Annotated in this window: 24 protein-coding genes and 1 pseudogene; 11 read left to right on the forward strand and 14 right to left on the reverse strand. The window is 71.9% G+C overall.

Annotation, left to right across the window (positions count from 1 at the left end; translation table 11 throughout):
- Nucleotides 1-5: 5 nt before the first annotated feature.
- Both BMZ47_RS18865 and BMZ47_RS18870 read right to left on the reverse strand, forming a co-directional pair.
- The gene (locus tag BMZ47_RS18865) at nucleotides 6-1,379 is read right to left on the reverse strand and encodes a PleD family two-component system response regulator (RefSeq protein ID WP_091863778.1); all 1,374 of its coding nucleotides are present in this window, start codon (nucleotides 1,377-1,379) and stop codon (nucleotides 6-8) included.
- A gap of 79 nt (nucleotides 1,380-1,458) precedes the next feature.
- A complete protein-coding gene (locus tag BMZ47_RS18870; RefSeq protein ID WP_007560977.1) occupies nucleotides 1,459-1,830 on the reverse strand; it encodes a response regulator in 372 nt (123 codons plus the stop codon).
- Between the two features lie 80 nt (nucleotides 1,831-1,910).
- Here BMZ47_RS18870 and BMZ47_RS18875 point away from each other — a divergent pair, with 80 nt between their 5' ends.
- Nucleotides 1,911-2,207 (forward strand): DUF3572 domain-containing protein, encoded by a 297-nt coding sequence (locus BMZ47_RS18875; RefSeq protein WP_091863855.1) that lies wholly within the window; start codon nucleotides 1,911-1,913, stop codon nucleotides 2,205-2,207.
- A gap of 190 nt (nucleotides 2,208-2,397) precedes the next feature.
- On the opposite strand, the gene BMZ47_RS18880 is transcribed toward BMZ47_RS18875, so the two are convergent.
- On the reverse strand, nucleotides 2,398-3,321 hold the full coding sequence (locus BMZ47_RS18880; protein WP_091863779.1) for a cell envelope integrity EipB family protein: 924 nt from the start codon (nucleotides 3,319-3,321) through the stop codon (nucleotides 2,398-2,400).
- Nucleotides 3,322-3,513: 192 nt separating this feature from the next.
- Nucleotides 3,514-5,358: an ABC transporter ATP-binding protein gene (locus BMZ47_RS18885; protein WP_091863780.1), complete on the reverse strand. Its 1,845-nt coding sequence runs from the start codon at nucleotides 5,356-5,358 to the stop codon at nucleotides 3,514-3,516.
- 125 nt (nucleotides 5,359-5,483) lie between these two features.
- Here BMZ47_RS18885 and BMZ47_RS18890 point away from each other — a divergent pair, with 125 nt between their 5' ends.
- The 3 genes from BMZ47_RS18890 (at nucleotide 5,484) to BMZ47_RS18900 (ending at nucleotide 6,705) form a co-directional block, all read left to right on the forward strand.
- Entirely contained in the window at nucleotides 5,484-6,005 is a 522-nt protein-coding gene (locus BMZ47_RS18890) for a ComEA family DNA-binding protein (protein ID WP_091863781.1), read from the forward strand.
- Nucleotides 6,006-6,090: 85 nt separating this feature from the next.
- Nucleotides 6,091-6,285, forward strand: a complete 195-nt coding sequence (locus tag BMZ47_RS18895) for a type II toxin-antitoxin system HicA family toxin (RefSeq protein WP_091863782.1) — start codon at nucleotides 6,091-6,093, stop codon at nucleotides 6,283-6,285.
- Nucleotides 6,286-6,297: 12 nt separating this feature from the next.
- Nucleotides 6,298-6,705, forward strand: a complete 408-nt coding sequence (locus BMZ47_RS18900; protein ID WP_244536863.1) for a type II toxin-antitoxin system HicB family antitoxin — start codon at nucleotides 6,298-6,300, stop codon at nucleotides 6,703-6,705.
- A 23-nt stretch (nucleotides 6,706-6,728) separates the two neighbouring features.
- On the opposite strand, the gene trpB is transcribed toward BMZ47_RS18900, so the two are convergent.
- Nucleotides 6,729-7,970 (reverse strand): tryptophan synthase subunit beta, encoded by a 1,242-nt coding sequence (gene trpB / locus BMZ47_RS18905; protein ID WP_091863784.1) that lies wholly within the window; start codon nucleotides 7,968-7,970, stop codon nucleotides 6,729-6,731.
- A gap of 240 nt (nucleotides 7,971-8,210) precedes the next feature.
- On the opposite strand from trpB, the gene BMZ47_RS18910 reads away from it, so the two are divergent.
- A complete protein-coding gene (locus BMZ47_RS18910; RefSeq protein WP_244536864.1) occupies nucleotides 8,211-8,432 on the forward strand; it encodes a peptide-methionine (S)-S-oxide reductase in 222 nt (73 codons plus the stop codon).
- On the opposite strand, the gene BMZ47_RS18915 is transcribed toward BMZ47_RS18910, so the two are convergent.
- Entirely contained in the window at nucleotides 8,429-8,776 is a 348-nt protein-coding gene (locus tag BMZ47_RS18915) for a hypothetical protein (protein WP_244536865.1), read from the reverse strand. The two genes, BMZ47_RS18910 and BMZ47_RS18915, sit on opposite strands and share 4 nt — an antisense overlap.
- Before the next feature lie 169 nt (nucleotides 8,777-8,945).
- Between BMZ47_RS18915 and BMZ47_RS18920 the strand changes: the two genes are divergently transcribed.
- Genes BMZ47_RS18920 through BMZ47_RS18930 form a run of 3 tightly spaced genes read left to right on the forward strand, consistent with a single transcriptional unit; the run spans nucleotide 8,946 to nucleotide 11,290 of the window.
- Complete coding sequence (locus tag BMZ47_RS18920) at nucleotides 8,946-9,251, forward strand: PepSY domain-containing protein (protein WP_091863785.1); 306 nt, start codon at nucleotides 8,946-8,948, stop codon at nucleotides 9,249-9,251.
- Between the two features lie 15 nt (nucleotides 9,252-9,266).
- On the forward strand, nucleotides 9,267-9,929 hold the full coding sequence (locus tag BMZ47_RS18925) for a response regulator transcription factor (protein WP_091863786.1): 663 nt from the start codon (nucleotides 9,267-9,269) through the stop codon (nucleotides 9,927-9,929).
- Nucleotides 9,926-11,290 (forward strand): sensor histidine kinase, encoded by a 1,365-nt coding sequence (locus BMZ47_RS18930; protein ID WP_091863787.1) that lies wholly within the window; start codon nucleotides 9,926-9,928, stop codon nucleotides 11,288-11,290. Before BMZ47_RS18925 ends, BMZ47_RS18930 begins: the two co-directional genes overlap by 4 nt.
- On the opposite strand, the gene metW is transcribed toward BMZ47_RS18930, so the two are convergent.
- The 6 genes from metW to BMZ47_RS18955 form a co-directional block, all read right to left on the reverse strand.
- Entirely contained in the window at nucleotides 11,287-11,976 is a 690-nt protein-coding gene (gene metW / locus BMZ47_RS18935) for a methionine biosynthesis protein MetW (RefSeq protein ID WP_091863788.1), read from the reverse strand. The two genes, BMZ47_RS18930 and metW, sit on opposite strands and share 4 nt — an antisense overlap.
- Entirely contained in the window at nucleotides 11,973-13,178 is a 1,206-nt protein-coding gene (gene metX, locus BMZ47_RS18940; protein WP_091863789.1) for a homoserine O-acetyltransferase MetX, read from the reverse strand. The genes metW and metX overlap by 4 nt, the downstream gene beginning before the upstream one ends.
- A 211-nt stretch (nucleotides 13,179-13,389) precedes the next feature.
- Nucleotides 13,390-13,638, reverse strand: coding sequence for a hypothetical protein (locus BMZ47_RS18945; protein WP_139221022.1), 249 nt, complete (start codon nucleotides 13,636-13,638; stop codon nucleotides 13,390-13,392).
- Nucleotides 13,639-13,685: 47 nt separating this feature from the next.
- Nucleotides 13,686-13,865 carry a hypothetical protein gene (locus BMZ47_RS18950; RefSeq protein ID WP_007559051.1) on the reverse strand — a complete coding sequence of 60 codons (180 nt, stop codon included), beginning with the start codon at nucleotides 13,863-13,865 and terminating at the stop codon, nucleotides 13,686-13,688.
- 124 nt (nucleotides 13,866-13,989) lie between these two features.
- Nucleotides 13,990-14,157, reverse strand: coding sequence for a hypothetical protein (locus BMZ47_RS28645; protein ID WP_007559053.1), 168 nt, complete (start codon nucleotides 14,155-14,157; stop codon nucleotides 13,990-13,992).
- A gap of 126 nt (nucleotides 14,158-14,283) precedes the next feature.
- Complete coding sequence (locus tag BMZ47_RS18955) at nucleotides 14,284-14,577, reverse strand: hypothetical protein (RefSeq protein ID WP_091863791.1); 294 nt, start codon at nucleotides 14,575-14,577, stop codon at nucleotides 14,284-14,286.
- 194 nt (nucleotides 14,578-14,771) lie between these two features.
- On the opposite strand from BMZ47_RS18955, the gene BMZ47_RS18960 reads away from it, so the two are divergent.
- Together BMZ47_RS18960 and BMZ47_RS18965 are read left to right on the forward strand one after the other, a co-directional pair.
- Complete coding sequence (locus tag BMZ47_RS18960) at nucleotides 14,772-15,902, forward strand: pyridoxal phosphate-dependent aminotransferase (protein WP_091863792.1); 1,131 nt, start codon at nucleotides 14,772-14,774, stop codon at nucleotides 15,900-15,902.
- The gene (locus tag BMZ47_RS18965) at nucleotides 15,880-16,830 is read left to right on the forward strand and encodes a prephenate/arogenate dehydrogenase family protein (RefSeq protein ID WP_091863793.1); all 951 of its coding nucleotides are present in this window, start codon (nucleotides 15,880-15,882) and stop codon (nucleotides 16,828-16,830) included. The genes BMZ47_RS18960 and BMZ47_RS18965 overlap by 23 nt, the downstream gene beginning before the upstream one ends.
- Before the next feature lie 131 nt (nucleotides 16,831-16,961).
- Here BMZ47_RS18965 and BMZ47_RS18975 read toward each other — a convergent pair.
- Nucleotides 16,962-17,186, reverse strand: a pseudogene (locus BMZ47_RS18975) (peptide-methionine (S)-S-oxide reductase); the annotation flags it as partial.
- Nucleotides 17,187-17,422: 236 nt separating this feature from the next.
- Here BMZ47_RS18975 and BMZ47_RS18980 point away from each other — a divergent pair.
- Nucleotides 17,423-17,638, forward strand: a complete 216-nt coding sequence (locus tag BMZ47_RS18980; protein ID WP_091863794.1) for a hypothetical protein — start codon at nucleotides 17,423-17,425, stop codon at nucleotides 17,636-17,638.
- A 145-nt stretch (nucleotides 17,639-17,783) separates the two neighbouring features.
- Here the strand turns inward: BMZ47_RS18980 and BMZ47_RS18985 are convergent, their stop codons facing one another.
- Complete coding sequence (locus BMZ47_RS18985; protein ID WP_244536875.1) at nucleotides 17,784-20,039, reverse strand: lytic transglycosylase domain-containing protein; 2,256 nt, start codon at nucleotides 20,037-20,039, stop codon at nucleotides 17,784-17,786.
- Nucleotides 20,040-20,134: the final 95 nt, after the last annotated feature.

A 20,134-nucleotide genomic window follows, 5' to 3' on the forward strand; every position in this document is an offset into this window, starting at 1 on the left:
CCCCCTCAGGCTGCCTGCTGCTCGACCCGGTTCCGCCCCGCGGCCTTGGCCCGGTAGAGGGCGATGTCGGCGCGCTTGAGCATGTCGCCCGGGCCGCCATCCTCCGGGTGGCGGATCGCGACGCCGATCGAGACCGTCACGGGGATCGTGCGGGTCGCGCGCTGCACCGAGAACGGCAGCGCCTCGACCTTCTCGCGGATGCGCTCGGCGATGGCCCGGGCCTCGGCCAGGCCCGCCTCCGGCAGGATCACCACGATCTCCTCGCCACCGTAGCGGGCGACGATGTCCACCGGCCGCGTGTCCTGGCGGACCCGCTCGGCGAAGGTGCGCAGCACCTCGTCGCCGGCCTCGTGGCCGTAGCTGTCGTTGATCGCCTTGAACCGGTCGATGTCGAGGATCAGGGCGGCGAGGCCCACGCGCCGGGCGGCCTCGTCGGCGAACAGCGCGCCGAGATGGTTGTCGAGGTAGCGCCGATTGTGCAGGCCGGTGAGCGCGTCGGTGACGGCGAGCTGGAGGGAGGCCTGCATGGCGCCCCGCAGGGCGTCCGTGAAGCGCTTGCGCTTCACCTGGGTGCGGACCCGGGCCATCAGCTCGTTGCGGTCGACCGGGCGCATCAGGAAATCGTGGACGCCGAAATCGAGACCGCGCACCACGCGGGCGCGGTCGTGCTCCTCGGCCACCATGATCAGCGGCATCGCCCGGGTGGCGTCCTGCGAGCGAAGCTGGCTGCACAGGCGCAGGCCGTCGAACCCGGCGAGGTCGAGGCTCACCAGGGCGAGGTCGAACCCGCCCTCGGTGGCCAGGCGCAAAGCCGCCTGCGGATCGGGCTCGATCGTCACCGCGTGATGCTGGCGCAGGGCACCGGCCATGCGCTCGGCCGAGCCGGGCCGGTCCTCGATCAGCAGGATCCTGGCGTCGAGGCCGGTCTCGGCGGTGGCCAGCGCCAGGGGGTCGCCGATGCCGAAGTCGCGCGAGGCCAGCGCCCGCTGGCGCAGCTCGTCGGTGACCGCTTTGAGGCGCACGAGGCTGCGCACCCGGCTGAACAGGGCGGTGTCGTCCACCGGCTTGGTGAGAAAATCGTCGGCGCCAGCATCGAGGCCGCGCAGGCGGTCGGAGGGCTGGTCCAGCGCCGTGACCATCACCACCGGGATGTGGGCGGTGACGGGGTTGTTCTTCAGGTAGCGGCAGACCTCGAACCCGTCCATGCCGGGCATCATCACGTCGAGCAGGACGAGGTCGCACAGGCCCTTCTCGCAGATCGCGATCGCGTCCGGCCCGTTCATGGCGGCGATCGTGTCGAAATATTCGAGCCCGAGCTTCGTCTCGAGAAGCTTCACGTTCGGGAACAGGTCGTCGACGATCAGGACGCGGGCCGACATGGTTCCTCGCTGACGCGCGGTTGCGCGGTTCCGCCCGGGGCGGTCGGCCGTTCGCCGTTATCGGCGCGCCGCTCCGGCGTCACCGAGGCTCAAGATACGCGCGAACCGTTGCCAAAAACTTCGCGACGGAGATCGGCTTCGACAGATAGGCCTCGCAGCCGCCCTCGCGGATCCGCTCCTCGTCGCCCTTCATGGCGAAGGCCGTGATGGCGATGACCGGAATGCTCTTGAGGTCGTCGTCCTCCTTGAGCCATTTGGTCACCTCGAGGCCGGAGACCTCGGGGAGCTGGATGTCCATGAGGATCAGGTCGGGGTGGTGCGCGCGGGCCAGCTCGATCGCCTCGATGCCGTGGGCGGTCTTCAGGGTCGCGTAGCCGTTCGCCTCCAAGAGGTCGTTGAACAGCTTCATGTTCAGTTCGTTGTCCTCGACGATCAGCACCGTCTTTTTCATGATCCGATGTCCCGGTGCGCGCCGATCATGATTAGCGGGCCGTGAAGCCCCTTGATGACCTTTGTAGCGATCACATGTTGATGAATGGCAAACCTCTTCAAGGGGCCGAATCTGCGGAACGGCTCGCCCTCGACGTTCTGCTGTGGATCGTGGCGGAGGATGACCGCCTCCTGCCCTTCCTGGCGGCGAGCGGCCTGAGCCCCGAGACCCTGCGGGAAAGCGCCCAGCAACCGGCCTTCCTGGCGGGCGTCCTCGACCATGTGATGGGGGACGAGGGCGTGCTGATGGCCTGCGCCGGGGCGCTGGAGATCAAGCCCGAACGGATCGCCTCGGCTTGGCGCATCCTGTCGCCGCAGCCGGAGGATGACTGGGCCTGAGGCGGCGGTTTGCCGCGTCTCAGGTTGAGCCGCGGACGTCTCGTCACCCATCTTGTCTTTCCGGGGCCGCATAGCGGAGCCCGGAATCCAGAACCTCGGACGGTCCTCGGTTTTGCACCGTCGGCGGATCTGGATTCCGGGCTCGCCTACGGCGCCCCGGAATGACGGGATGGTTCTGCAGGCTTCAGCTTCACGGCGTGCAGCCCTTCTCGCCCTCCTTGGCGGAGGCTTTTCCCGCCTGGGTGTCGATGTCGAGGGCGGTCATGTCGCCCAGGATGGCGAATTCGCCGTAATCGAGCTTGAGGGCGCCGCTGACGCCGTTCTCGTAGAGGTCGAAGCCGAGGGTGTAGATCGGCGTCCGCTCGCCCACCCCCGGCGTGTAGTAGCTCAGCCGCACCGGCCAGTGCGGCATGCCGGCGAGCGGGCCGTCGCGCAGGGGCTTGTCGCGGGCGGTATCCGCGGCCGGGCCGGCTCCGGCATGGCCAATCACCGCGAAGGTGTCGTAGATCTTCTTGCCGTCGTCGGAGCCGTCGAACACCTTGGCCGAGAGGGTCGACTGGCCGGCGCGGGCCGCCGCGATCAGGTGGCGCATGTGCTCGCTCGGGAACAGGACCGGCCCCTCCACGGTGAACGGCTTGGCCGCGCCCTTGAGCTTCACCGTGACCGATTCCCCCTGCCCCTGCTCCGAGGCGGTGCCGTCCACCGGGGCGGCCGGCTGGTTGTTGGTGAGCGTCGTGGTCTTGAACCGGAACTCGCGGCCCTTGCCGCCCTCGAAGGTGGTGCTGCGCATGTCCGACAGGCGCGGACCGGTCTCGCCCGAGGAGAGCTCGGTCACCTGCCGGGTCAGCATGGTGTAGCCGCGGCAGGCATCGCCCCGGAAATCGATGACGATGCGGCCGCGGGCGCTCTCCACCGAGCGGGTGCCGCCGCCCTCGGCCAGCGACAGGTCGTAGACCGCCCGGTGGTTGGCCAGAACGATCTCCTTGGCTTCCTGGCCAGGTGCGGGGGCCTCGGTCTTGGCCTCGGGGGCCGGCGGCTCGGATACAGCCGGCGCGGCGTGTGCCCCCCAGGCGGAGACGAGCAGGCCGGCCGTCAGGAGATGCGAGAGGCGCATGGATAATCCCGGTTCAAGGTCCGCCAGATAGCAGGCGACGCGAAAGGGGCAATCCTCGGGCATCGGGGCGGCCCGCGATATGGGGTTCCCAAAAGGCTGAGCCCTTTGGCGGGGCACCGGGGCGGAGGCCCGATGGACCAGGGCGCCGCCCTGGACCCGCGAAAGCTCCCGGACCTTTCGAAACCGTGACGCTCACCGGTAGCCTTGCGCCTGCAGGGTGAACAGCTCGGCGTAGCGGCCGCCCTGCCCCATCAGGGCGGCGTGGCTGCCCTCCTCGAGCAGCCGGCCGCCCTCCAGGACCAGGATCCGGTCGGCCATGCGCACCGTCGAGAAGCGGTGCGAGATCAGCACCGTCGTGCGGCCCGCCGACAGCTCCCGGAACCGGGCGAACACGTCGTGCTCGGCCTGCGCGTCGAGCGCCGCGGTCGGCTCGTCGAGGATCAGGATCTCGGCCTCGCGCATATAGGCTCGGGACAGGGCGACCTTCTGCCACTCGCCCCCGGACAAGTCGACGCCGCCGGCGAAGCGCTTGCCCAGCGGCTGGGCGTAGCCCTCCGGCAGGCGCTCGATCACCGGGGCGGCGAGCCCCCGGGCGGCAGCCGCCGCGATCCGATCCCGGTCGTCGGCGGCCGCGATCCGGCCGACCGCGACGTTCTCGCCGGCGGTGAGGTCGAACCGGACGAAATCCTGGAAGATCGCCGCGACCCGGGCCCGGAGGTCGTCGAGGTCGTAGGCGGCGAGCGGCCGCCCGTCGAGGAGCACCCGGCCCTCGTGCGGGTCGTAGAGCCGAGTCATCAGCTTGACGATCGTGGTCTTGCCGGCGCCGTTGCCGCCGACGAGCGCCACGGTCTCCCCGGCCCGCACCGCGAAGGACAGGCCGCGCAGGGCCCAGGTCTCGGTTCCGGGATAGCGGTAGCCGACATCCTCGAACACCAGCCCCGCGCGGATCGGGCTCGGCACCGGCACGGGCTGCGCGGGCGAGCGGATCTCCGGCCGGATCGCGAAGAACGAGAAGAAATCGTCGAGATACTGCGCCTGCCCGCTGATCTGGGTGAGCCCCAGCAGCAGCCCCTCGATGCCGCCGCGCAGGCGCTGGAACGCGCCGGCCAGGAAGGCGAGGTCGCCGATCGAGAAGGCGCCGGCCACGGTCCGCCAGACGATCACCGCGTAGGCCGCGTAATAGGCCAGGGTGCCAAGGCTCGCGAAGGCGAAACCCCAGCGCGCCCGGGCGGTGGCGAGCGCCCGGTTCTCGGCGAGCAGGTTCTGCGCCAGCGCCCCGTAGAGCGCGGTGATGTAGCCCGAGAGGCCGAAGAGCTTGACCTCCTTGGCGGTCTCGACGCTGGCGCCGAGGTAGCGCAGGTAATCGATCCGCCGCCGCTCCGGGCTGCGGATCCAGGCCAGGCGATAGCCGGCCTTGGTGAAGTGCCACTCGTTGAGGAGCGCCGGCACCAGGGCGGCGGCGATCAGCACTACGAGCCAGGGCGTGAAGGCCGCCACCCCGGCGGTGAGCGAGGCCAGCGTCACCAGGGCCTGGAACTGCCCGAAGACGGTGCCGATCAGCCCGGTGCGGCCGCTGACCTGCCGGCGCGCCCGCTCCAGCCGGTCCTGCTGGGCGCTGTCCTCGAACTGGGCGAGGTCCAGGGAGGCGGCATGGGTCATCAGCCGCAGGGAGGCGGCGTTGGCGTAGAGGTCGCCGATCAGGGTCTCGGTCAGGCTCGCGAGCCGGCCGGTGAGGTCGGAGAGCAGGGCCAGCCCGAGCTCGGCCGCCACCAGCCAGACGAGCCGGGCCCGGCCGGGATCGGCGAGCCAGTCCGAAAGCCCCGCCGCCGGCGCCGGGCGGGCATGCTCGGCCACGATGCCGTCGAGGATCAGCTTGGCGAGGTAGAGCGACAGGATCGGCAGGCAGGCCGTCACGAGGCGCAAGCCCAGGCTCGCCGCGAGCAGGCGCGGGCTCGCCGCGGCGATCTCGCGGAACAGGGCCGGCAGGTAGCGCAGCGCCCCCAGGCGCTCGCCGAGGCGGGGGATCCGAACGCTCACCGGCGGCCGACCCGGGTGGATTGCCTGTCGACGGCCGGGCTCGGGTGGCCTTCGTCCGATTGGCCGACGGGTAGAGAGCGCATTATCTGAGGCCTGAAGAGTGTAATTTCATCGTCGAGTGACGCGTGCTGAGCGGCCCTGCAATCCTGCGTATTTCAGTCTTACTGATCTTGGCCGGCATCCTGGCGGCGCTGGTGCAGTTCCTGCTGCCGAACCCGCCGCCCGCGCCGATCCCGGCCCCCGTGGCCGAGGCGCCGGCCGAGACCGTCCCGGCGGCGGAGCCGAGCGCGCGCCCGCGGACCCCGGAGCCCGCCCCCAGGCCCGCCGCGCCGCCCCCGGAGCCGGTGCCCGCGCGTCCCGCCCAGATGCCGTCCGACGCCCTCGCCTTCCCGAACGAGCCCGTGCCGGTCCAGCAAGGCCAGGCCGAGATCGACCGGGCCGAGGAGTCCGCCGGCCCCCGGGCCCTGGCCCTCCTCGACCTCAACACCGCCTCGGCCGCCGACCTCAACAAGCTCCGGGGCGGCGGCGCGATCGGCCGGGCGATCATCGCCAAGCGCCCCTACGCCTCCGTGGACCAGCTCCTGTCGAAGCGCGTCCTCAGCCGGGCGGTCTACGACAAGATCAAGGATCAGGTGACGGTGCGGTGATCGTTCCAGGGCTGGCTTACCTGCAAACCCGCTGGCTATTCCAGCCGCGATGCGCCAATAAATACACATCGCGGCGGGACCTGCTATGCCCAGGGTCGAGACGGATCGCAGATCCATTGTGGATCGGTTGACGGCCGAGGGCTGGGCCCGCGAAGGCGGTACGAAGCATGAAAAGTTCTCGCACCCGAGCCGACCCGGCATCAAAATCATGGTGCCCCGACACCGGGTGCTGACGCCCGGCGTTGCCCGCAGCATCGCGAGCGCCGCGGGCTGGATCTGAGGAGGGATGCAGATGTCCCGCTACACCGTACTGATCGATGGCGAGGCCGGCGCCTACGGGGTCGCGATTCCCGATTGCCCCGGCTGCACCGCGATGGGCGCGACCATCGATGAGGCTATGGTCAACGCGACGGCGGCCCTCAGTGAGTGGATGAGCGATCGGATCGCCGCCGGTTTGGCGCCGCCGGTACCCCGGGCGCCGGAGGTTCTGAGGGCCGACCCGACCCTGGCCGAGGCCCTGACCGAGGCCACGCTCGGCGTCGTTCCGTTGCTGCTCGATTCCGGCCGGCCCGTGCGCGTCAACGTCTCGCTGGATGCCGCGGTGCTGGCGCAGATCGATACCGCCGCCCGGGCGCGGGGCCTCACCCGCTCGGCCTTCCTGGTTTCCGCGGCGCGGGACAAGATCCAGGCCGAGGGCTGAGGGGCCCCGCGGAGCCTTGCCGCTCAGAGCTTCGTCCCAAAAATCTCCGCCACCTGCGGGATGTCCTTGTCGCCCCGGCCCGACATGTTGAGCACCATCAGGTGATCGGCCGGGCGCTGGGGGGCGATGTCCAGCACCTTGGACAGGGCGTGGGCCGGCTCCAGGGCCGGGATGATGCCCTCCAGCATCGAGCAGAGCTTGAACGCCTCCAGGGTCTCGGAATCGGTGGCCGAGAGATACTTCACGCGGCCCATCTCGTGCAGCCAGGCGTGCTCGGGGCCGATGCCGGGATAGTCGAGGCCGGCCGAGATCGAGTGCGCGTCGGAGATCTGCCCGTCCGCGTCCATCAGCAGGTAGGTGCGGTTGCCGTGCAGCACCCCGGGCTTGCCGCCGGTGAGCGAGGCGGCGTGCAGGCCGGAGCCCACGCCGTGGCCGGCGGCCTCGACCCCGAAGATCTCGACCTCGCGGTCGTCCAGGAACGGGTGGAACAGCCCCATGGCGTTGGAGCCGCCGCCGATGCAGGCGATCAGCGAATCCGGCAGGCGGCCCTCCTGCGCGATCATCTGCTCCCGGGTCTCGCGCCCGATCACCGACTGGAAGTCGCGGACCATGGCCGGGTACGGGTGCGGGCCGGCCACGGTGCCGATGCAGTAGAACGTGTCGGCGACGTTGGTGACCCAGTCGCGCAGGGCCTCGTTCATCGCGTCCTTGAGGGTCTTGGTGCCGGATTCCACCGGGATCACCTCGGCGCCGAGCATCTTCATCCGGAAGACGTTGGGCGCCTGCCGGGCGACGTCGACCGCGCCCATATAGACCACGCATTTCAGGCCGAACCGGGCGCACAGCGTCGCGGTGGCGACGCCGTGCTGGCCGGCGCCGGTCTCGGCGATGATCCGCGGCTTGCCCATGCGGCGGGCCAGCAGGATCTGGCCGAGCACGTTGTTCACCTTGTGGGAGCCGGTATGGTTCAGCTCCTCGCGCTTGAAATAGACCTTGGCGCCCTGCCCGGCCGGCGCCTGGGCGCGCAGGTACTCGGTGAGGCGCTCGGCGTAGTAGAGCGGGCTCGGCCGGCCGATATAGTGGGTGCCGTAGCTCGCCATGTCGGCCGCGAAGGCCGGATCGGCCTTGGCCGCCTCGTAGGCCGCCTCCAGCTCGAGGATCAGCGGCATCAGCGTCTCGGCGACGAACCGGCCGCCGAAGATGCCGAAGCGGCCGCGCTCGTCGGGGCCGGTGCGGAAGGAATTCGGTTCGGGGGCGATGGTCACGGGGCAAGTCCTTCCGGACGCGAAGAGCGATCTGTTGCCGGGTGCCTAGACCCATGCGGGCGCCGCCGCAATGCGTCCTGGGGACCCGTTACCCCGGCACCCCGGAGAACGAACTCGCGGTCAGGTCTTGTGGATCGCCCAGCAGGACAATCATGGCTCACCGCGCCACGCTTCGCCCACTGCTCGCCGCCGCCATCGGGCTCGGCCAAGCTCCTTCCGCGTCTGCCGGCAGTTGCGAAAGTGGCGCCGGCAGCCCGCGTGGCCGTGGTCGCGGGCGGCTGCTCCTGGGACGTGAAGGGTGTGCTCCAGCACGTCGGCGGGGTGACCGGCGCGGGCTCGGTCTATGCCGGGGGGACGGCTGTCGACGCGGATGACAAGACCGTCAGCCTCGGCGGCACCGACCATGCCGAGGCGGTGGCGGTCACCTCAGATCCGGCTTCGATCCGCCGCGGCCGGCCCTAGGCCCGATCGGCGGCCGCGCAGGCCGGCTCCGCGCGATCGCGCACCGCCAGGCCGCACGGATAGGGCCGGTCCTGGGCGTCCGAGCAGGTCTGGTCGGCATCGGGCGCCGCGAAGCCGTAGAGGCTGACGCGGTGTGGGCCGACCATCACGGTCCCGCCGTCGAGCACCCGGGCCGGGCCGCGCAGGGGCTCGGCCGCCCTGGCGGGGGCGTGCCAGGCGAGGCCGCTCACCAGGAACGCCGCCAGCAGCGGCAGGCGCGAGCGCCGGGTGGAGTCGTCGGGGCAGAGCACGATGCCGGCGAGACCGGCGGCACAGGCGAGGAGGGCGCCGAGGATCAGGGACATGGAGGCATCTCCGCAAGAGGACGGCCCGCCTTCTGACCGGATCCGGCCCCGCGACCCTGACGGCGCCTGTCAGCCTCCCGTCAGGCTGGGGGCGTCATGCCGTGCGGGCGCGGGATGATTTCGCGCGCTCGGACCCCACTTGCGCCGCCATGGTCGAGCTCGTCTCCGCATGATCCAGCCCCCGTCGCGCCGCGCCGCGCTCCTGCTGCTCGCCGGCGCGGCCTGGCCGGCGCGCGCCTCGGAGGATGCCGACCGCGCCCGCCGCGCCCTGGAGAAAGGCGAGATCCGCCCCCTCGACGAGGTCCTGCGGGCCGCCCGCGCGGCGGTGCCGGGGGACGTGGTGGCGGTCGATCTGAAGCGCAACGACGGGCAGTGGCTGTACAAGCTGCGCATCCTCGGCGCCGACGGGAAGCGCCGCTCCGTCAAGGTCGATGCCGGCTCGCTCAAGATCCTGGACGAGGACGACGATGATTGAGCCCGGGAGCCGGCCGTGCGCGTCCTAGTGGTCGAGGACGAGCCGCGCATCGCCGCGGACGTGAAAGCCGGGCTGGAACAGGCCGGCTACGTCGCCGACGTGGTCGCGGACGGCGAGGCCGCGTGGTTCCGCGCCGAGACCGAGCCCTACGACGCGATGGTGCTCGATCTCGGCCTGCCGCGCCTCGACGGGCTCGGCGTGCTGCGCCGGCTGCGGGTGGCCGAGGTGGCGCTGCCGGTCCTGATCCTCACCGCCCGGGACGGGTGGCGCGAGCGGGTCGAGGGCATCGATGCCGGCGCCGACGATTATCTGGTCAAACCGTTCCGCATGGAGGAGCTGGTCGCGCGCCTGCGGGCGATCCTGCGGCGCACCGCCGGCCACGCCTCGCCGGTGCTGCGGGCCGGGGATGTGGAGCTCGACACCCGCAGCCGGGCGGTGAGCGTCGCGGGACGGCCGACCGAGTTGACCGCCCTCGAATACCGGCTCCTGGCCTTCCTGCTGCACCGGCAGGGCCAGGTCGTGCCGGCGGGCGAGGTTCTGGACCATCTCCACGGGGTCGGCACCGAGCGGGAGGCCAACGCGCTGGAGGCGCTCCTGACCCGCCTGCGCCGCAAGCTCGGGCCCGGGGTGATCGAGACCCGCCGGGGCCAGGGCTACCGCGTCGCGGACGCGCCGTGAGGCGCGACTCCCTGCGGCTGCGGCTGGGGCTCGCGGCGGCGGCGCTGATCGCGCTCGCCCTGCTGCTCGCCGGCATCGGCCTCACCGTGATCCTCGACCAGGTGCTCGATGCCCGCACCGTCGACGAGCTCGACCGGACCGCCAAGCTGATCGCCGGACGGGTTGGAATCGCGCCGGACGGGCGCCCGACCATCTCCCGGGAGCCGCCGGACTCCCGGTTCTCCACGCCCTATGGCGGCCTGTACTGGCAGGTCGAGGCGGGAAGCGAGGTCCTGCGCTCGCGCTCGCTCTGGGACAAGCGCCTCGATCTGGGGCCGGGCGCCGGCGACGCCCCCGCCACCGTCGAGGCCACCGGCCCGGATGGCGGCCGGCTGATCGCCGTCATCCGCCCCCTCGCGATCGGCCCGCAGGGTGCCGAGACCGGGCTGCGGGTGATCGTGGCCGAGGACCGGCGCGGCCTGGCCGCCAGCCGAGCCACGTTCCTGCGCCTGCTGGTCCCGGCGCTCGCCGCCCTGTTCGTGGTGCTGACCCTCGCCCTGTGGCTGTTCGTGCACCGGGCTTTGGCGCCGTTCCGGGTGCTGCAGCAGGATCTCGGCGCCGTCCATGCCGGGACGCGGACCCGGCTGCCGGAGCAGTTCCCCGACGAGGTCCGGCCGCTGGTGGCCGACCTCAACCGGCTGCTCGACGCGCAGGAGCGCGCCCTGGTCCGGGCCCGGGCCGCGGCCGCCGACATGGCCCACGGCCTCAAGACCCCGCTCGCGGTGCTCGACGCCCTGGCGCGCCGGACCGGGCCGGCCGATCCCGGCCTGTCGGGGGAGATCGCCGAGCAGGCCCGGGCGATGGCGGGCCAGGTCGAGCGCGCGCTCGCCCGGGCCCGGATCGCGGCGGCCGGCGACCTGCGGCGGCGGACCTGCCGGGTCGCCCCGGTGGCCGAGCGCCTGGTCGCCACCATGCGCCGGCTGCCGGAGGGGGATTCGCTGGCCTGGGAGGTGGCCGTGCCGGACGGGCTCGCCTATCCAGGCGACGAGGGCGAGCTGATGGAGGTCCTGGGCAACCTCCTCGACAACGCCCGCAAATGGGCCCACCGGCGGGTCCGGGTGGCCGGGATCACGGGGCCCGGGGGCTCGCGGCTCACGGTCGAGGACGATGGTCCCGGCATGAGCGACGCGGCGATCGCCGGGATCGGCCGCGGCCAGCGCTGGGACGAGAGCCGCCCGGGCACCGGCTTCGGCATCGCCATCGCCCGGGACGTCGCCGAGGCCGCGGGCGCCCAGCTCGCCTTCGGGCGCTCGGAGCGGGGCGGGCTGCGGGCCGCGCTGACCTGGACGGAATCGGCGGAGGCCGGAAAGCCGGGGCGCTAATCCGCCCCGCGCCGGAGCAGGAACACGCCCTGCGCGCCGAACAGGTTCCAGACCCACCAGGGCATGGAGAAGCGCATCGGCCGGCCGCTGGCGTCGAGCGCCGTGGCGGTCTCGATCCGGGCGCCGATCAGGCGGCACAGGCCGACGAAGTCCCGGATCGTGCAATGGTGGATGTTGGGGGTCTCCCACCAGGCATCCGGCATGATCTCGGTGACCGGCATCCGGCCGCGCAGGGCGAGCTCCGACCGGACCCGCCAATGCCCGAAATTCGGGAACGAGATGATCACCTGCCGGCCGATGCGCAGCAGGTGCTCCAGAACGATCCGGGGATTGCGGGTCGCCTGGATGGTCTGGGACAGCACGACCACGTCGAAGGCGTCGTCGGGGTAGTTCGCCAGGTCGGTGTCGGCATCGCCCTGGATCACCGACAGGCCCCGGGCCAGGCAGGCATTCACCCCGTCGCGCGACAGCTCGATGCCCCGGCCGTCGATGCCGCGCCGGTCGCGCAGCAGCGCCAGCAGCGAGCCGTCGCCGCAGCCGATATCGAGCACCCGGGCGCTCGGCGGCACGAGGCCCAGGACGACGATGTGGTCGACCCGGGCGCCGTTGCCCTCGGCGGTGCGGGGCAGAGCGTCCGTGGTGTCCCAGGGCGCGCCGTGGGTCCGGCGGAGGGTGGGGTTGCTCACAGGCCGCGGGCCCGGGCGGCGGCGTCGATGAAGCCGCGGGCGGCGGAGAACATCGCCGGCTCGTCGAGCAGGAAGGCGTCGTGGCCCTTGTCGGTCTCGACCTCCACGAAGGCGACGGGCGCCGCGGCGGCGTTCAGCGCGTGCACGATCACCCGGGAATCGGCGGTGGGGAACAGCCAGTCGGAGGTGAACGAGATCACGCAGAACCGGGTCTTGATGCCCCGGAAGGCGTTGGCCAGCGCGCCGCCATGGTCCTCGGCGAGGTCGAAGTAATCCATCGCCCGGGTCAGGTAGAGATAGGCGTTGGCATCGAACCGCTCGACGAAGCTGAGGCCCTGGTGGCGCAGGTAGCTCTCGATCTGGAAGTCGGCGTTGAACGAGAAGGTCGGCGCCGAGCCGCCCTGGAACCGCCGGCCGAACTTCCGGTGCAAAGCCGGCTCGGACAGGTAGGTGATGTGCGCGCCCATCCGGGCGACGCCGAGCCCCTTTGACGGCCGCGTGCCCTCCTCGAGGTAGCGCCCGTCGGCCCAGGCCGGATCGGCCATGATCGCCTGCCGGCCGACCTCGTGGAACGCGATGTTCTGGGCCGAGTGGCGGGGGCCGGTGGCGATCGGCATCGCGGCGAAGACCCGCTCCGGGTACAGCGCCGCCCATTGCAGCACCTGCATCCCGCCCATCGAGCCGCCGATGCAGAGGAACAGGTCGCGCACGCCGAGCCTCTCCAGCAGCATCGCCTGGGCCCGGACCATGTCGCGGATCGTCACCAGCGGGAAGTTCAGCCCGTAGGGCCGCCCGGTGGCGGGATCGATCGAGGCCGGGCCGGTGGAGCCCATGCACGAGCCGATCACGTTCGAGCAGACGACGAAGTAGCGGTCGGTGTCCACCGGCTTGCCGGGGCCGACCAGGGTCTCCCACCAGCCCGGCTTGCCGGTGACCGGATGCGGATGGGCGAAATACTGGTCGCCGGTGAGCGCGTGGCAGATCAGCACCGCGTTGGTGCCCGCGGCGTTCAGGGTGCCGGCGGTCTGGTAGGCGATCTGGAAGGGGGCGAGCTCGACGCCGGCATCGGTCAGAAGCGGCGTGTCCGCGCCGAAGCGCATGACCAGGCTCTTGGGGTCGAGCGCCTGCGACGGCTCCGCCAGGCGCCCGGCCGTCTCGTCGATCGGGTCCGGCCGCAGCGCGGTCTCGGGTTGGGTATCCATGCGGGACTTGACGACCGTGTGTCGGCGATCCCGGTCCGCGGCAGGGAAGCGCGGGATCGCGTGACGCGCCGCACTCGCCCGACGCGGCCAGCGAGACCGGGAGGTAATGCTCAAGGGGACGAGCGTCAACGCAGGGACCGGTGCAAGAATGCCCAGTCCGCCCGGCTTGGGCCGGCCTGTCCGGCCTCGGGCCTGCGCTCCGCGGATCGCCCTACGGCGTGTCGCTCCGCGCGGGCGCCGCGGCAGGGGCTGTCCCGGTGGGCCCGAGAACGTCGCCCGCCGCCGTCACCACGGCTTCCACCGCGGAACCGGTCAGCTCCAGCCCGGTCTGGGCGGGTACGGCCTGCAGCACGCCTTCAAGCGCCGCATGCGCGGCCCAGGCCGCGCCTTCCAGGATGACACCAGCGATGAAGTCCATGATCCGTCCTCGGTTCTCGATGACGGGATCTAGGTCGATCAACCACGCTTCGCGGTGCGCCGAGGCACGTCCCCGGGGCTCGGCCCGGCTCAGGCGATCGGGGCCGCCATCAAGGCCAGCCCGAGGGCCGGGAGCCCGAGCGCCAGGGCGGCGCGGGCGTCGAGCCGGTCGGCGCGGACGCCGCCCCGCCAGCTCCGGCTCGCGAGATTCTCGACGCAGAGCCCGGACAGGACGAGCGCGCAGCCGACGATCGCCTGGATCGAAATCATGGAAACCTCACCGAGCCGGCCGCACCACGGAATGCGGCCCAGGATCACGGCTGGGGAAGTGCGTATCGGGGCCGCAGGTTCCTCCGGAGGCCCATCCGGGACGCGGGTTGTGGCTTCCGGGCGTTCAGCGGATCGCGACGGCGCAGGCGACGAACACCATGGCGGCCCCGACGGCGGTGATGCAGCCGTTCGACCAGGCCGAGGCCTCGGCCCGGCGCATCCGGCAATCCGCGGCCACGGAGGTGAGGATCCCGATCAGGAACAGGCTGCAGGGGATCAGGTCACCGGGCATATGGATCCGTCCAGGGGCATGCGGGGCGCGACGCGCCCGACGCGGCCCCTTCTCCGGATCAACAGGCCGAAACGTGGCGAGTGCCCCGCGGCATTTGCGCGTCGCCGCGGGGCGGGAGCTTGCCCCTCAGAGCGTGGCCGCGCCCGGCGGCGTCGTGAAATCCTCCGGGCCCATGTCGAGCAGGTCGTTGGGCGTCGCGGTCTTGTCGTAGGCGGCGCTGGCGGCGGCCTCGATCGCCGCCTGGTTTTTCGCGAACAGGTCGAGGGGGGCGAGGTCGGCCCCGCCGAAATGCTGGCGCAGCACCGGGATCGGCACGTCGATCCCGATCACCCGCTCGCCGTTGGTCATGGCGAACCGGATCAGGCTGTCGTCGGCGGGCAGGATATGGGCGCCGCCATCCAGGTAGCGTGTGAGGGGCATAGGATCCGTCCTTGTCGCAAGCGGGATCCGGGGGAACATAGCGAAGCTCCCCCGACCAACCAGGGCGTGTCCAATCCCGGCAGGCACTTAAACCTCGAGGCGCAGCCCCTGCCCTCCGGCTTCACCCAAGGAGGAAATGCTGTAGACGGACCCGGCAAACGAAACTCCCGCCCGCGCATCCGAGTCGCAGAGCCATGTCCGCCCCCAAACCCGTCCGCCCGGAACCGCGCCCCGGAATCCTGGCGATCGACACCTACGTGCCCGGCAAGAGCGGGCGGCCCGGCGGCGGCAAGGTCCACAAGCTCTCGTCCAACGAGACGCCGCTGGGGCCGAGCCCGGCGGCGCTGGCGGCGCTCCACGAGGCCACCGCCAAGCTGGAGACCTACCCGGACGGGCGGGCGACGGTTCTGCGCACGGCCATCGCCAAGCGCTACGGGCTCGATCCTGAGCGGATCGTCTGCGGCGCCGGCTCCGACGAGCTGCTCTCGCTGCTGGCCTACGCCTATGGCGGCCCCGGCACCGAGGGCATCTATTCCGAGCACGGGTTCCTAGTCTACCGGATCGCGATCCTGGCCTCCGGCGCGACGCCCGTGGTGGCGCCCGAGCGCGACTACACCACCGATGTCGACGCGATCCTGGCCCGGGTCACCGAGCGGACCCGGATCGTCTACGTCACCAACCCGAGCAACCCGACCGGCACCTACCTGCCGTTCGACGAGATCCGCCGCCTGCACGCCGCCCTGCCGGCGAACGTGCTGCTGGTGATCGACGGCGCCTATGCCGAATACGTGCGGGCGAACGACTACTCGGCCGGGCTCGAACTCGCGCTCGAAGCCGAGAACGTGGTGATGACCCGGACCTTCTCGAAGATCTACGGGCTGGCCGCCGTGCGGATCGGCTGGATGCTCGCCCCTTCCCACGTGGCGGATTCGGTCAACCGCATCCGGGGGCCGTTCAACGTCTCCGGCCCGGCCATCGCGGCGGGCGCGGCCGCCATCGCCGACGAGGCGCACATGGCGGCGGCCGCCGCCCACAACGCCGAGTGGCTGCCGAAACTCACCGACGGCGCCCGGGCGCTCGGCCTGAAAGTGACGCCGAGCGTCGCCAATTTCGTGCTGATCCACTTCCCCGACGAACCGGGGCGCTCGGCCGCCGACGCCGACGCCTTCCTCACCGAGCGCGGGCTGATCACCCGCCGGGTCAGCGCCTACGGCCTGCCCAACGCCCTGCGGGTGACGGTGGCGGGGGCCGAGGCGAACACCGCCTTCCTGGCGGCGCTCGGCGACTTCGTGCGGGGCGCGCATGCCGGAGGGGATTTTGCCTGAGGCCGCGACCCCGCCCATCGGGCGCCTCACCATCGTCGGGCTCGGTCTGATCGGCTCCTCGATCGCCCGGGCCGCCCGCCGCTACAATCTCGCCGGCACGATCGTCGCCCTGGACCGGGACGCGGCCGTGCGCGAACGGGTCGCCGAGCTCGGCATCGCCGATGTCGTCACCGGCGATCCGCGGGAGGGCGCCTCCGAGACCGACCTGGTGATCCTGTGCGTGCCGGTCGGCGCCATCGGGGCGGCGGCGGCCGAGCTGGCGCCGTACCTGAAGCCCGGTGCGATCGTGTCGGATGTCGGCTCGGTCAAGGGCGCCGTGGTGGCCGCGATCCGGCCGCACCTGCCGGAGGGCGTCGCTTTGGTTCCCGGCCACCCGATCGCCGGCACCGAGTTCTCGGGGCCGGATGCGGGCTTCGCGACCCTGTTCCAGAACCGCTGGTGCATCCTGACGCCTCCCGAGGGCACCGCCCCCGCGGCGGTGGAGCGGGTCCGGGCCCTGTGGGAGGGCATGGGCGCCAATGTCGAGACCATGAGCGCCGAGCACCACGACCACGTTCTGGCGATCACCAGCCACCTGCCGCACCTGATCGCCTACAACATCGTCGGCACCGCCGCGGACCTCGAAGAGGCGACGCAATCCGAGGTGATCAAGTTCTCGGCCAGCGGATTTCGCGATTTCACCCGCATCGCCGCCTCCGACCCGACCATGTGGCGGGACATCTTCCTGAACAACCGCGAGGCGGTGCTGGAGATGCTCGGCCGGTTCAACGAGGACCTCTCGGCGCTGGCCAAGGCGGTCCGCTGGGGCGATGGCGACGCGCTCCACGCGATGTTCACCCGCACCCGGGCGATCCGGCGCAGCATCGTGGCCCAGGGCCAGGAGACCGCCGCCCCCGATTTCGGCCGCCCGCGGCCGCCGGAGGAGTAGGGCGACAGAGGGCTTCTCCAATTCACCCCCTCATCCTGAGGCGCCGCAGCGCAGCGGAAGCCTCGAAGGAGCCCTTCAGGGATCGCGCGGTCGGCTGGAGGCCTCCTTCGAGGCTCGCTCGCGCTCGCACCTCAGGATGAGGGTGTTGGTGGGATGGACGGTGCCGGAGGCCGGTTCACCAGCACCGGCTGCGGCACCGTCCGCTCCGGAAACAGCTGCTTCAGCGCCTCCAGCTTCGGCGCGTCGTTGACGGCGCTGTAGGGATGGCCCGGGTGCTGGGCCATGAAGTCCTGGTGGTAGGCTTCCGCCGGGTAGAACGCCGCGCCCGGCTCGATCCGGGTGACGATCGGCCGGGCTTCGGGATGGGGGTTGAGCCCGGGCGCGATGCCGAACGGTCCAGTGTCGGGGCCGAGCAGCCCCGGCTCGTGGGGCGACTGCCGGGACGATGATGCAAGCTATCGCGCACAGATCGGACGGCGCGGGCGGTAGTCCTTAGAAACCTATAAAGTTAGCAGGATTGATTTTTTATACAATTTTCTGCATTATAAAACTGGTTCGATTATACCGTATACCGGTACAGGGATTGTCCCTCATGAGCGGCACCAGGAAGCCGGGGACCCAGACCTTGCTGACGCTCGCCGACATTCTCGGCATCCCGGTCGACCGCTTCTTCGACGGCGAGAACGGCTCGCCCGCCACCGCCGACATGCAGGAATGCCTGCGCCTCTGGTCCTGTATCAGGACCGACGCGGGCCGGGAACGCGCCCTCACCGCCCTGCGCGCCATCATCGCGAGCGAGCAGCGGTAAGCGGTGCGAGCGCTGGTCGAGCGCGCGGTTCCGTCTGCGGATGAGGGCCGCGACTGACGCGCGCCTTCCCTCCCCCGGAGAGGAGGGAGATGCGCCGGCATCGGATGCGTGACCATCGCACCCCGCGCCGCGAACGCCCGGCTCCCTACCGCGCGCCGCGGTGCAGATCCCCGTCGATCAGCAGGGCGCTGCGGCCGTCCAGGCGGGAGCGGTAGACCTGCAGGTTCTCCATCACCCGCTGCACGTAGTTGCGGGTCTCGGTGAACGGGATGCGCTCGACCCAGTCGATCACGTCCACGTCGCCCTTGCGCGGGTCGCCGTAGGCGTCGATCCACTTCTTCACGTTGCCGCCGCCGGCATTGTAGGAGGCGAAGGCGAGGACGTAGGAGCCGCGCCAATCCTCCATCAGCTCGCCGAGATGGGCCTGGCCGAGCTTGGCGCAATAGGCCGGGTCGCTGGTCAGGCGGTCGACGTCGAAGGACGTGGCGACCCGGCGGGCGGTGCGCTGGGCGGTGGCCGGCATCATCTGCATCAGCCCGCGGGCGCCGACCCCGGACTGGGCCCGGGGGTCGAACTGGCTCTCCTGCCGGGCGATGGCGTAGACCATGGCCCGCTCGACCTGGGGCACCGCCGTGAAGGTCTCGTAGGCCGGGATCCCGATGGTCGGGTAGGCGTGGGCGTCGAGCGGCAGGCCGCGCTGCACCGCGAGCTTGCCGATCGCCACCAGGGCGCGGGCATCCTTCATCTCGGTGGCGAGGTCGCCGAGCGCCTGGATCTCGCGCGGGTCGGTGAGGTCCCGGGCGGCGTCGATGTAGAGCGGCAGCGCCAGGTCCTTGAGCCCGGCCTCGCCGAGCATGCGCAGCGCCCGGATGTAGAGCCTGTCCTCGAAGGCCTGCCGCTCGACGCCCTCGAGATCGGCCGGCGCGCGCAGCGGCAGGCTGGTCTGGCCGAGCCGGGCCCGGGCGACCTGGCCGTAATAGGCGATCGGCTGCAGGGCGGCCCGCTCGTAGAAGCCCTTGGCCGCCTCGCGCTGGCCCAGCGCCTCGGCCGCCCGGCCCTGCCAATAGGCGGCCCGCGCCAGCGAGACCGGGCTCTCCGCGATGGTCGCCATCTGGGCGAAATGCTGCGCGGCGCTCGCCGGGTCGCCGGCGAACCGCAGGGCGATCCAGCCGGCGTGGAACTCGGCCTCGAGGCGCTTCTCCGGGGTACGCGCGGCATGGCCGCTCGCCACCGTGAAGGCGGTCTTGGCGTTGCCGAGGTCGAGGAGCTTGCGCGCCACGATCCGGCGCTCGATCCACCACTCGTCGCCGTCGACCAGCACGTCCGGGTTGGTGGGCGCCGCGGCCAGGATCGCGGCGGCCTCCTCGGGCTTGTCGGCCCGGCGGAAATACTGCGCCCGGGAGAAGATGTAGGAGGCGTCGCCCCGCAGGGAGGGCGGCACCGCGGCGAGCGCGGCCGGCGCGCCGGTCTTGTCCTCCACGGCCCGGCGGGCGCGCACGAGGCTGGCATACGCGCCCCCCGCATAGCCCGCCGCCCGGCCGGCGCTCTCCCAATCGTCCTTCAGGAGCGCCCGCTCCATCCGGTAACGGTGGTCGATCCGGGTGAGCACGCCCGGGAAGGCATCCTGGACCTTGGCCTCGAGACTCTTGCCGAAGGTCTCGGTGCGCCACAGGTCGCGCACGATCTCGGCGGCGTCGGTGTCGTATCCGTCGGCCCGGAGCGCCAGCGCCAGGGCGAACTTGCCCGGCGCGCTCACCGGCTTGGCGGTGGCAAAATAGGCCCGGACCACGGCCGGGGGCTTGCGCTCGGAGAGCAGCGCCTCCTCGGCCCGGCGGCGCAGCAGCGGCCCGGCCGGCCAAGTCGGGTTGGCGCGGGTGAAGGCGACCGTTCGGGCGAAGCCGATGCCGGCGCCCGCGCGGATCGCCACCCATTCGAGCAGCGCCCTCGCGGCGGGATCGGTGAAGCCGTCGCGCATCCGGTCGCCGTCGGCGACCCGGCCCTTGCGGTAGAGGTCGATGGCGCCGCGCAGCAGCGTCGGATCGGTGTCGCCCGAGATCTTGGGCTTGCCCGGGTCCGGGACCTCGGGCACCGGCGCGGCCGGCGTCAGCGCGGCGTCGGGCAGCGGGAAGACCACGGGGGCGTCGGGATCGGCCGAGGCGTAGGCGGTGGCCGCCGCCGGGATCTTGCCCGCGGCCTCCTCGCCCCGGTCGGAGCCCTTGGCGGTCTGGGCCGGGTCGAGCTTGAGGGCGTCGGCGGTGACCGGATCGGCGACCGCCTCGGCCTCGGTGCTCCGGGTCTGGGCCGGGGACAGGGCGGCGTCGCTCGCGGGCGGCGTCGGCTGCGAGGCCGGCGCGTCGGTGCCGACCTGGCCGGCGAGCGCGACCCCGAGGGTCGTGACCAGAGCCGCCGCCGCCAGGGGCGTGCGCGTCGAGGCCAGCGCGCGGATCACGGGACCTCGGATCGACTGGGCTCGGATCACGTTTCCCCCCTTCTCGC

Source organism: Methylobacterium brachiatum (assembly GCF_900113845.1).
Taxonomy (GTDB): Bacteria; Pseudomonadota; Alphaproteobacteria; order Rhizobiales; family Beijerinckiaceae; genus Methylobacterium; species Methylobacterium brachiatum.